The 11417-nt window shown below is 60.7% G+C and carries 6 protein-coding genes; all 6 read left to right on the top strand.

Translation table 11 applies throughout. The annotated features are described in order from the left end of the window. The first annotated feature begins 611 nt into the window (after positions 1-611). The 6 genes from JRI89_14670 (at position 612) to larB (ending at position 11377) form a co-directional block, all read left to right on the top strand. Entirely contained in the window at positions 612-1742 is a 1131-nt protein-coding gene (locus tag JRI89_14670; GenBank protein MBW2072482.1) for a glutamate synthase, read from the top strand. Further along, a complete protein-coding gene (locus JRI89_14675) occupies positions 1706-3340 on the top strand; it encodes a 4Fe-4S binding protein (protein ID MBW2072483.1) in 1635 nt (544 codons plus the stop codon). The genes JRI89_14670 and JRI89_14675 overlap by 37 nt, the downstream gene beginning before the upstream one ends. Positions 3341-3362: 22 nt before the next feature. Beyond that, positions 3363-5702, top strand: a complete 2340-nt coding sequence (locus tag JRI89_14680; GenBank protein MBW2072484.1) for an FAD-dependent oxidoreductase — start codon at positions 3363-3365, stop codon at positions 5700-5702. Between the two features lie 319 nt (positions 5703-6021). Further along, positions 6022-8592, top strand: coding sequence for a hypothetical protein (locus JRI89_14685; protein ID MBW2072485.1), 2571 nt, complete (start codon positions 6022-6024; stop codon positions 8590-8592). 41 nt (positions 8593-8633) lie between these two features. After that, entirely contained in the window at positions 8634-9980 is a 1347-nt protein-coding gene (locus JRI89_14690; GenBank protein MBW2072486.1) for a hypothetical protein, read from the top strand. A gap of 362 nt (positions 9981-10342) precedes the next feature. Continuing rightward, the gene (gene larB, locus JRI89_14695) at positions 10343-11377 is read left to right on the top strand and encodes a nickel pincer cofactor biosynthesis protein LarB (GenBank protein ID MBW2072487.1); all 1035 of its coding nucleotides are present in this window, start codon (positions 10343-10345) and stop codon (positions 11375-11377) included. The last annotated feature ends 40 nt before the right edge of the window (positions 11378-11417 follow it).

Below are 11417 nucleotides of genomic sequence, written 5' to 3' on the forward strand. Positions count from 1 at the left end.
GGGACAGCGGTTGGTGCGGCCACTGCCCTGTGTCTTCAATCAGGGCCTCGGGCATCAACCGCTAACTCGGTGCAAGCGCCAGCCTGCTGGATGCGGCCTCGTGAAAAGAATATTCCACATAAAATATTAAATGAAATTTTTGCTACATTTTTTTCTTGAAAATGAAGGAGCAAGTTTGCTATAGTAAATACTGGATGTCAAAGAAGACAGTAGTCCGTGACGGCCTTGAATTTCGCCGAAGAAATTGATCGGGTTGAGGGTGGCCTTCAAGCAGAGGTACTCTTTTGAAGCCAACCTGAGTTTCCCAGAATGCTTTGCATGTCCCGCGCCAGAACTCAACCCAGTGCCAGAGCGGCAACAGTGGACCGAAGAAGTTCCTGCCTGAAATATACCCCCAGAGCCTTGGCAACTGGAGCTGTTTGACCTCTAGCGAGGCCGCAGAAAAGTGAGAGTTCTGGCGGCTCTGGCGTGGCTTAGAATGTGGCTGCAATGCCAATGTATAGCAGTGCTGTTGGGCGGAATCTGGGAAGAGCATCATTTCCCGATTCCAGGTCTGTTCTTTATCCTGGATGCTTCATGTGTCCGGGACGTGACAAGAGGTTGAAAAAATTATGTGCCGTCTGTTTGCAATGACCAGTGAAGAGCCGCAGACTCCCATGATGGTCATCCAGGCCCTGGATGTGATGCGGGAGGGCCACGATGGTTCCGGAGTAGGTCTTTTCTTTACAGATCTCGGCGGACCCTTCGAACAGTTGAACGGGGCGCCTATTCTTTCGGGCATCTTCAGCAACGAGGGCTTGAAGCGGCTGGATCGCTTTATGATGGATGTGGGCTTCATGACCAAATACAAGATTTCCATCAAGATTCCCAAAAAGCCGCCAGCTGGAGTTCCCAGGCGGGACATATATCTCGTCAGAGCCTATGAATACCCGGAAGACTGGGAAGGGTTGACCGACAAGGAAATCCAGCATCGCTTGCTGGCCACCCGGCTGCAGCTGCGGAAAATGGGTGAGGAGAAGCAGGACATGATCGTCTTCAGCTTCTGGCCGGACGTTATCATGATCAAAGAAATTGGCGATCCCATAACCGTGGCCGAATATCTACAGCTGGACCGCAGCGATCTCCAGGCTAGGGTAATGCTGGCCCAGGGTCGCCAGAACACCAACTATGCCATAAATCTCTATGCCTGCCATCCCTTCTTCATTCAGGGAGTGGCCACCATGACCAACGGGGAGAACACCGCCTTTGTTCCCATCAGGGAGTTTCTCATGTCCAGGGGCTTTCCAGGCTACATAGGCTACCAGTCAGACTCGGAGGTCTTCACCCACATTCTCCACTACAGCCTCTATCGTCTGGGCCTGGGCATCGAGTGGTACAAACACGTCATTACTCCGCTGCAGGACGAGGACCTGGAGGACCATCCCAATGGCTCCTTCCTCAAAGAGCTCAAACATTGCTGCCGCAAAATGATTATCGACGGGCCCAACTGCATCATGGGCTGCCTGCCGGACAAGACTCTCTTCGTGGTCCAGGATCGCAAAAAGCTGCGTCCCGCTGTGGTGGGAGGCAAACCCGGCCTCTACGTCATCTCTTCCGAAATGTGCGGCCTGGACGCTGCCGTGCCGGACAGGGACAAGAGCCTGGATTTTCAGCCCATGCATCTGGACACCGCCATTATCCGGCCCGATCGACAGGAGGTAAAGATATGTCGGCAAACGGAACCATTGCCCCCTCTTCACTGAGCATCAAGGATCTGCCCTGGCAGGTTCACTGGGACAGAGACCGCTGCACTCTCTGCGGCCGCTGCACCGCAGTGTGCCCGGTGCACGCCATAGAGCTGGATGTCTTTCGCCAGCGTCTGGTGGAGACTCCCCTGGGACTCACCCGGGAGCCCTCCAACGTCTACACCGTGCACTACGGCATCAGGCAGAAGACGGATCCCGCCCATGCCTGCATCGGCTGCGCCATGTGCAACCTGGTCTGCCCCAACGACTGCATTATGCCCTACCGGAGCGACGAGGCGGACAAGCTGCGCTACCACATAAACCGCGGTGGTCAACCTCGCCGCCGCGGCGGCCGGCGCAATGTGCCGGTTGGCATTCTCGACCAGATCAAGTTCACCCGCATCTCCATGCTCACCGACCCGGCCCTGGATGCTGGGCGGCACGAATTCGAGCTGCGCACCCTGCTCGGCAGAGTGCTGCCGCCGGAGAAAAACCTGGAGCTCCAGCGGCAGCAGGGCTGGATCCCGCCGGTGCGCGAGATCTACCCCCTGATGATAGGCTCCATGTCATTCGGCGCCCTGTCCCCCAACATGTGGGAGGGATTGCAGATGGGGGTGGCCTATCTCAATGAGGAGCTGGGAATGCCGGTGCGCATGGCCACGGGTGAGGGCGGCTGTCCACCGCGGCTGCTGCGCTCCCGCTTCCTCAAATACGTCATCCTGCAGATCGCCAGCGGCTACTTCGGCTGGGACGAGATCATCCATGCCCTGCCCGAGATGAAGGAGGACCCCTGTGCCGTGGAGATCAAGTACGGCCAGGGCGCCAAGCCTGGAGACGGCGGTCTGCTCATGTGGTACAAGGTCAACGAGCTCATAGCAGCAATTCGCGGCGTGCCTCCGGGTGTCAGTCTTCCCAGTCCGGCCACGCACCAGACCAAGTACTCCATCGAGGAGTCGGTGGCCAAGATGATCCAGTCCATGTACATGGCCTGGGGCTTCCGCGTGCCTGTCTATCCAAAGATCTCCGGCACCTCCACGGCCCTGGCCGTACTCAACAACCTCACCAGAAATCCCTATGCCGCCGCCCTCTGCATCGACGGCGAAGACGGCGGCACAGGTGCGGCCTACAATGTGTCCATGGACCACATGGGCTATCCCATTGCCAGCAACATTCGCGACTGCTATCTCAACCTGGCCAGGCTGGGCATGCAGAACGAGATCCCGCTCATCGCCGCCGGCGGCGTGGGCAAGCGGGGCAACCTGGCGGCCAATGCCGCCGCCCTCATCATGCTGGGGGCGAGTGCGGTGCAGATTAGCAAGTACATAATGCAGGCGGCAGCCGGCTGCATCGGCTCCGAGTCCGACCGCTGCAATGTCTGCAACGTGGGCCTCTGTCCCAAGGGCATAACCTCCCAGGATCCGCGCCTTTATCGGCGGCTGGATCCAGAGAAGGTTGCCGAGCGGGTGGTGGATGTATTTCTCTCTTTCGACACCGAGCTCAAGAAGATCATGGCGCCGCTGGGGCGCTCCACTTCCCTGCCCATTGGCATGTCCGACGCCCTGGGCATCAATGACAAGGCAGCAGCCGAACGGCTGCAGATCAGCTTCGTGGTCTGATGAGTCTTCTGGAGATGAGTATATGTATCAGAGTGAACATGAATGCTACCTGATTTATGGCATGGAAAACGGCCATCGGGTGGATTCACGCCTTCTGGAGGAGCGCATCCAGCAGGCAGTGGCTGAGGGCAAACGGTATCTGCAAATAGAGGCCTACGGCCAGCACGGCATAGGCGGCAGACTGTGGCGGGCCGGTGCGGAGCAGGTGTACGTGAGAACCACCGGCTCACCCGGCCAGCGGCTGGGCTCCATGGGCTTTGCCAACACTCTGGTGGAAGTCATGGGCCCTGCTTCCGATGACGTGGGCTGGCTCAACGGCGGCGCCGAGATCGTGGTGCACGGCCATGCAACCAATGGGGTGGCCAATGCCATGGCCCAGGGCAAGATCTACGTGGCCGGCAACATCGGCTCCCGGGGCATGACCATGACCAAGCACAACCCCCGCTTCGCTCCACCCGAACTGTGGGTTCTCGGCTCGGTGGGCGACTATTTTGCCGAATTCATGGCCGGCGGCACTGCGGTTGTCTGCGGCTATCGGCCGCAAAACCCGGAGAACGTCCTGGGCTACCGGCCGTGCGTGGGCATGGTGGGGGGCAGGATCTTCTTCAGAGGCCCCCACGGCGGCTTCAGTCAGAACGATGCCAAGCTGGTCCCCCTGAGCGAGGAAGACTGGCAGTGGCTCACGGAAAACCTGCGGATGTTTCTGGACAAGATCGACTGCAGCGAAATCTTCCAGGAGCTGGCGGAGCGCGACCAGTGGCAGCTGCTCGAGGCCAGAAGCCCCATGGAAAGGGCCGTCAAGGTCCGGCGGTCCATGAGCGACTTCCGCCAGGAGGTCTGGGACAGGGAGCTGGGCGCCGGCGGCCTCATCGGCGATCTGACTACTATTGACAGAAGTCCCATACCGGTCATCACTACGGGTGAGCTGCGCCGCTTCGTGCCGGTGTGGGAGAATGATGCCTATCTGCCGCCCTGCGAGGCAAGCTGCCCAACGGGCATCCCGGTGTACGAACGCTGGCGGCTGATCCGCGACGGCCGGGTGGACGAGGCAGTGGATCTGGCCCTGGCCTACACTCCCTTCCCGGCCACGGTGTGCGGCTATCTCTGCCCCAACCTGTGCATGCAGGGATGCACCCGCCAGTCAGCCGGCATGGCGCCGGTGGATGTCAGCCAGCTGGGCCAGGCGAGCCTCAATGCCAGGCTGCCTGAATTTCCGCCGATTACCGGCAAGCGGATCGCCATCATAGGCGGCGGCCCGGCCGGCATTTCAATGGCCTGGCAGCTGCGCCAGCTGGGTCACGAGCCTGTCATCTTTGACGTGGAAAAGAAACTGGGCGGCAAGATGAGCGGCACCATTCCCAAGAGCAGGCTCCCCGAAGAGATCGTCAATAAAGAGCTGGAGCGGGCCTGCCAGGCCATACCCCATATCCACCTGCAGCAGCGGCTCGAGCGCCAGGATGTTGAACAGCTCAAGGTGGACTACGAATTCGTGGTCATTGCTGTGGGGGCCCAGAAGCCGCGCCTGCTGCCGGTGCCCGGCAAAGAAAGAATGATCCCTGCCCTGGAATTCCTCAAGAGGAGCAGGGAGGACGACATCGAAGTGGGCGACCGGGTAGTGATCATCGGCGCCGGCAATGTGGGCTGTGACGCGGCCGCCGAGGCCCATCGTCTGGGCGCCCGGGACATAACTCTCATCGACATTCAGAAGCCCCTGTCATTCGGCAAGGAAAGGGAGGCTGCCGAGGCGGTGGGCGCTCGCTTCCGCTGGCCCTGCTTCACCAAGGCGGTGACCGCAGAGGGGGTAGAGTTGACCACTGGCGAACTGCTGCCGGCAGACACGGTGATCATCTCCATAGGCGACCAGCCGGACCTCGACTTTCTGCCGGACACGGTGAGAACCCACAGGGGCTTCATAGAAGTCAACGACATCTACCAGACCACAGATCCACAGATCTTTGCCATTGGCGATGCAGTGAGGCTGGGGCTGCTCACCGACGCCATCGGCGCCGGCCGCAAGGCTGCCAGGGCCATCAACGACATGCTGGCAGGAAAGCGGCCCACTGGAGACAGCCGCCAGATAATCGACCGCAACCGCATCAAGCTGGCCTACTTTGATCCCCGCATCCAGAGCTTCCAGGATGTGGAGCAGTGTGCCGCTGAATGCTCCTCCTGCGGTTCCTGTCGAGACTGCGGCATCTGCATCACCATCTGTCCTCAGAATGCCATTTCCAAAAAGGATGAGGGCAACGGCGATTTCGAGATGGTGGTGGATGCCGAGCTCTGCATCGGCTGCGGCTTCTGTGCCGGCGCCTGCCCCTGCGGCATCTGGACCCTGGTGGAAAATGACCCCCTGCAGGGCTGAACGGGGAGAGGGCTCTGGCAATGCTGGACTTTGCAGCCGTAAGGTGAGAATATACCGGGACAACAGGTGCGGTGAGACGACTCACTGTGTGGTGAAGGAGCAGACGGCTCTTTGCAACCTAGCGCTCGAGCTTCGCACCCCTCTAGATTCCGGCCGCAGATGCGGCTGGACTGTGGCAGGAATCCAGCTACAATGATCTGCAGCGTTCCTCTGGAGAACGGGTACATGCACCACGGTAATAATCTGGCCTTTGGGCCTCGTGCAGACCTGCCGTTCTCTGCCACAGGGGGGTGCGAAATTCGAGATATCAGGTGAATTTATGGAACAGGTAATACGTCAACTGGGTCAGCAGCGAAAGCGGTTGACCGAACCCAGCCAACTGGCTGACAGCGGCAGAATAACCGCGGTGGTTGAGGTGGCAGTGTTGTCCCTTTACAACCGCCTGACCAATCCAGTCAACCTGGACCCCCGGGAGGTGCGCCGCCATGGAGCGGTGGTGGCTTTCGGCGAGTTCGGCAGAAGGCACCTGGGGCCGCTGTCGCCGCTCTCCCTGCTGTTTCTGCAGGGGCCCAATTCTCCTCTGGGTGACAAGGATTGGCTGGAGGCCATTGCCCTGCCTCTGGAGCAGGCAGGCTGGCAGGTGAACTGCCAGATCGCTTCGGTGGAAGAGGCCGTAACCCGCGCCAGAGAAGAGCTTTTCTGGCTGCAAATGCTTCTGGACGGGCGATTCATCAGCGGTTCGCGGCCGCTGATGGATCATCTCCGGCAGCAGTTGGGCCAGGAATCTCGCCAGGGCTGCCGGTGGCCCTCGGTGCAGCAGCTGGCGGCAGACTGGCGCCAGCGGCAGAGAGCCCAGCGGGACCCCGACTATCTTCTTGAACCAGATCTCGACTACAGTGCAGGCAGCCTGGGAGAGCTCAACCGCATTCGCTGGAGCAGTGCACTGCTGTACGGAATGAACGGCTTCCAGCAGTTGGCCGCAACTGCCCCCGGGGTGTTCGCAGATCTCGGCAGTGCCGAGAACTTCCAGCTCAAAGTACGCAATTATCTGCAGCTGCTGCGCAACGCCTCAGACACCAGGCTGCGCTACCAGGACCAGGAGGAAGTGGCAGCCAGGCTCGGCTACCAGGACAGGGGCGATTTCCTGGCGGTGGAACTGCTGATGAGCGAACTGGAAAGACACTTCTACAGGGTCAATATTGCTGCCCGCCACTGCTTCGATCTGCTAACGGCCTGGCTGGAAAAACCCTCGGCTGCCAGGAGCGGCGAAACCCCGCTGAGTCCCGGCATGTTCGTGGCTGCAGGCCGCCTGGATGTGGATCCAGAACAGCTTGGCAGCAGCAATGGGCAGCTCGCTCTGGATCTTTTCCGCCATGCGGTGCGCTTGCAGCTTCCTCTGGGGTTGCAGGCGCAGCAGTGGCTGAGGACGAAGATCGCCGACGTGCAAGCGCTGGCGGCGCAGCAGGAGACCATCAGAGAGTGGTTGTGGGAGATCATTCGAGGAGAGACTTCTGAAGTTGTGGCTCTGCGGGGGCTTTACGACAGCGGCGTGCTGGCGGCACTCTGCCCCGAGCTCGAAGCCGTCCACGGACTTGTGCAGCACGACGCCTTTCACCTCTACCCTGTGCACGAGCACCACCTGCAGACCTTCGCCGAAGCCAAGAGGCTGCTGCAAGGACACTACGACCAGCAATACCCCCAGGTGCAGGAGTGGCGGCAGGAGGAGGGCAATTACCTGGTGCTGTTGCTGGCCGCCCTCATCCACGATGTGGGCAAGAGCGGCGGCCATGGCCACGCCGAGCGGGGAGGCAACACTGCCAGGAGTATAGGTGAGCGTCTGGGCCTGTCAAAGGAAGAGACCGAGCTTCTCAGTTTTCTGGTGGCCAATCACGTGCTGCTCACAGACAGTGCGGCGCGCAGGGACATTGGCGATCAGCAGATGATTCGCCACTGCGCCAGGGTGATCGGTTCCCTGGAGCGTCTGCATCTGCTCATGCTGCACTCCTTCGCCGACCTCAAGGCCACCGGCCCCAGGGCCTGGGAGCACTATCAGAACCTGCCCATGCAGGAGCTCTACCTCAACGTGCGCCAGCAGCTGGAAAGGGGCGACCCGGATGAACGAACAGTGGCTGCTCGTCTGCAGCTTCTGCGGCAACAGGTGCAGGAGCTGCTGGGCGCAGAGTTTGATCAGCAGGTGCTCGATCGCTACCTGGAGCAGCACTCGCCCAGATATGTGCTGGCTATGGCTGCCGAGGATCTGGTGACGCATCTCCGGTTGGAGGGAGAGCTTGCCGACCAGCCGCTTGCCTGGCAGGTTCGCAAGAAGGGAAACACCTGGGAGCTCACCCTGGTCAGCAGTCAGCCCCTTGGCCTGCTGGAAAGGGTGGCGGGGACTCTCACCCTGCATCGGCTCAACATCAAGAAGGCTCAGAGCCACACCAAGTCAGACGGAATTGCCGTGCAGATATTCGAGGTCTCTGCGCCAGAGGCCGAGATCGACATCCCGTGGCAGCAGGTGATGCTGGACCTGCACAAGGCCCTGCAGGGAAAACTGGCCCTGGAGTACCGCCTGGCGCTCCATGCCAGCAGCCAGCTGGCCGAAAAGGAGGCCGTGCCCACACATCCAGACGAGGTGGTGATCGACAACGACTCCTCCGACCAGTATACTATCATCGAGGTCTATACCACGGACCGGCCGGGTCTGCTCTACGGCATCACCCGAACCCTGCTCGATCTGCGCTTGCAGGTTTTCCTGGCCAAGATCTCCACCAGAATGGACCAGGCTGCCGATATCTTTTATGTCCTTACTCAGGAGGGCAAGAGAGTAGAGGATCCGGAGCAGGCAGAAGAAATCAGGCAGGCCCTGCTTTTCAGTGTCCAGCAAAGGTGACCCTTGTCGTTGACAGGACACGGTCCTGCTCCCGGAGGAAGATGACCCTTTCCTGGCTGCTCTACAACATTGCTACGCTTCCCCTGGCAGCCGTTCTGGCGCCTCTGCCTGTGGTCACCCGCCTGTGTTCGTTCCAGGGCAGGGGCGGCCGCTGGCGGCAGCGTTTCGGCAGCTACCCGGCGGCCCATATTCCCCCTGGCAGAGCCAACAGACCACGCCTGTGGATACATGCAGTGTCCGTGGGGGAGGTGGGGGTGGCCGCCACCCTGATCCAGGCTCTGGATGAGGTGCTTCCCGGCCTGGATCTGGTGCTCTCCACCACTACTTCCCAGGGACAGCAGGTGGCGGCGGCCAGGCTGCCGCAGAGGGTGCGGCGCATTTATTTCCCGCTGGACCTGCTCTACAGCGTGGCTCCGGCCCTGCGGCGAGTGCGGCCTGATCTGATTGTCTGCCTGGAAACGGAGCTCTGGCCAAATTTCCTCGCCTGCGCCAGCCACCTGGATATTCCGGCAGTGCTGTTGAACGGCAGAATCTCCGAGAGATCCTTTGCTCGCTACCTGCGGCTGCGGCCTTTTCTGGCGCCAGTGCTGCAGGGCTTTGCCGCCCTGGCCATGGTCAGCGATGCCGACGCTGCCCGCATAACTGCCATGGGGGCCCCGCCCGAGCGGGTGGTGGTGAGCGGCAACCTGAAAAACGTTGACTTGCTGCAGAGGGCAGTGCCCGCAAGAGTGGACAAGCTGCGGCAGACGCTGCAGTTGACCTCCAGGGAGCCTGTGCTGGTGGCAGGCAGCATCCGGGCGCAGGAACTTGCCTGGCTGCCTGAAGTTTATCTCGAACTGCAGCGGCAGGTGCCCGAACTGGTGGCCATATTTGCGCCGCGGCACCTGCAGCGTCTGCCGCGGCTGCAGAGGTGGCTTCGCGATCATGACCTGGCCTATCAGCTTTACAGCCGCTTGATAGATGGCGGCGAGACCAGAAAGGCCGGCGTAATCCTTGTTGACCGCATGGGGGCGCTTTTCGATCTCTACGGACTGGCGGATGTGGTGTTCTGCGGCGGCAGTCTCATACCTCTGGGAGGACAGAACATCCTGGAGCCTGCTGCCTGGGGAAAGCCGGTGTTCTATGGACCCCACATGGAGAATTTTGCCGAGGCCCGCACTCTGCTGGAGAGTGCAGGCTGCGGCTGGACAGTGGCAGACAAACAGGAGTTGCTGCACCGCTTGCAGCAGGCGCTCGCCAGGCCGCAGGAGTTCAGAGACAAAGCAGCCAGAGGCCGCCAACTATTGCAGGGCCAGCAGCACATAGCCATCCAGCAGGCCAGGATTGTCAGAGAAGTCATAAAAACGGGTACATGGTTCAAGGTGCAGGGTGCCAGTTTCAGAAGGTAGGGCATGGAGTTAAAGGCTGGGAGGCTGGCAGCTTCCGCCTTCGCCAAAGGCTACGGCGGACAGGACGCCGGGTTACCAGTTATCGGTTATCAAGTTTCAGAAACCAATTTGTACGAGTGGCTCTCTAGCCACGACCTGATAGATTAACCCTTTTCCGCTTTGAAGGCTGGGAGGCCCAAAGGCTGGGAGGCTGGCGGCTTACACCTTCGCCAAAGGCTACGGCGGACAGGACGCCGGGTTATCAGTTATCAGGGTACAGTAGAGCGCTTCGCGCCGTCTTTACTCTACGCCCCACCTGTCCTGAGCCCGTCGAAGGATGCCCTATGCTGGTTTCCCTGCACCCTGCATAGCAAAGGAACCCTATGAAAGAAGAGACCTTGCGTGAGATACTGACCGCCTTTCGGGAAGGCAGGCTGGACATGGCTGCCACTCTGGAAAAGCTGCGGACCTGGCCCTTCGAGGACCTGGGATTTGCCCGCATCGACCATCACCGCAGCCTGCGGCGCGGCTACCCGGAGGTGATTTTTGGCAAGGGCAAGAGCGCCCGGCAGATTGCCGAGATCGCCGCTGCCATGGAGAGAAGGGGCGTCAATGTCCTGGTGACCAGGGTGGATCCTCACAAGGCAGCCCGCGTCCAGGAGCAGGTCAGGGCAGCGGTGTATCATGAACAGGCGCGCGCCCTCACAGTGAGCCACGCTGACATGCCTCGCAAGGCCAGGGGTACCATACTGGTGGTGGCAGCAGGCACCTCTGACATTCCAGTGGCGGAAGAGGCGCGGGTCACTGCCGAGATGATGGGCAGCCGGGTCGAGCGGCTCTACGATGTGGGTGTTGCCGGCCTGCACCGACTGCTGCACAACCTGGAGGAATTGCGTCGGGCAACCGTACACGTGGTAGTGGCAGGCATGGAAGGTGCGCTTCCCAGCGTGGTGGGGGGGCTGGTTGACACCCCCGTGATTGCCGTTCCTACCAGCATTGGCTACGGGGCCTCCTTTGAAGGCCTGGCAGCCCTGCTGGCAATGCTGAACTCCTGCGCCCCGGGGGTGGCAGTGGTGAATATAGACAACGGCTTCGGCGCCGGCTACCTGGCGGCCCTCATTTATCAGTTGTCGGTTATCAGGAGCATAGGGCATCCAGCAATGATTGCGCGAAGCGCCATTGCTTCCCAGCCTCCCAGCCTCCTAGCCTTCCAGCCTTCTAGCCTTACTGGGGCCATCAATGGTAGCCGCAACCTTCAGGTTGCGCCAGCGGCCGTCTATACAATTACATCATGCCGCCAATCATGCCCCACGAATCGAAATCAGGACAGGCCACCGCAGTCTAAGGCAGGGCATTGGGCGCAGGGCTCAGGGCGCAGGGTAAAAGATAGCGCTATGCGCTGTACTGTACCCCGATAACCCGGCGAGCCGCCAGCCTCCTGGTCTTTAACTCCACGTC

This window comes from Deltaproteobacteria bacterium, assembly GCA_019309045.1.
Lineage (GTDB): Bacteria > Desulfobacterota > Syntrophobacteria > BM002 > BM002 > JAFDGZ01.

Coding starts and splice junctions, on each gene's coding strand:
- JRI89_14670 (MBW2072482.1), top strand. CDS start 612: ATGTGCCGTCTGTTTGCAATGACCAGTGAAGAGCCGCAGACTCCCATG.
- JRI89_14675 (MBW2072483.1), top strand. CDS start 1,706: ATGTCGGCAAACGGAACCATTGCCCCCTCTTCACTGAGCATCAAGGAT.
- JRI89_14680 (MBW2072484.1), top strand. CDS start 3,363: ATGTATCAGAGTGAACATGAATGCTACCTGATTTATGGCATGGAAAAC.
- JRI89_14685 (MBW2072485.1), top strand. CDS start 6,022: ATGGAACAGGTAATACGTCAACTGGGTCAGCAGCGAAAGCGGTTGACC.
- JRI89_14690 (MBW2072486.1), top strand. CDS start 8,634: ATGACCCTTTCCTGGCTGCTCTACAACATTGCTACGCTTCCCCTGGCA.
- larB (MBW2072487.1), top strand. CDS start 10,343: ATGAAAGAAGAGACCTTGCGTGAGATACTGACCGCCTTTCGGGAAGGC.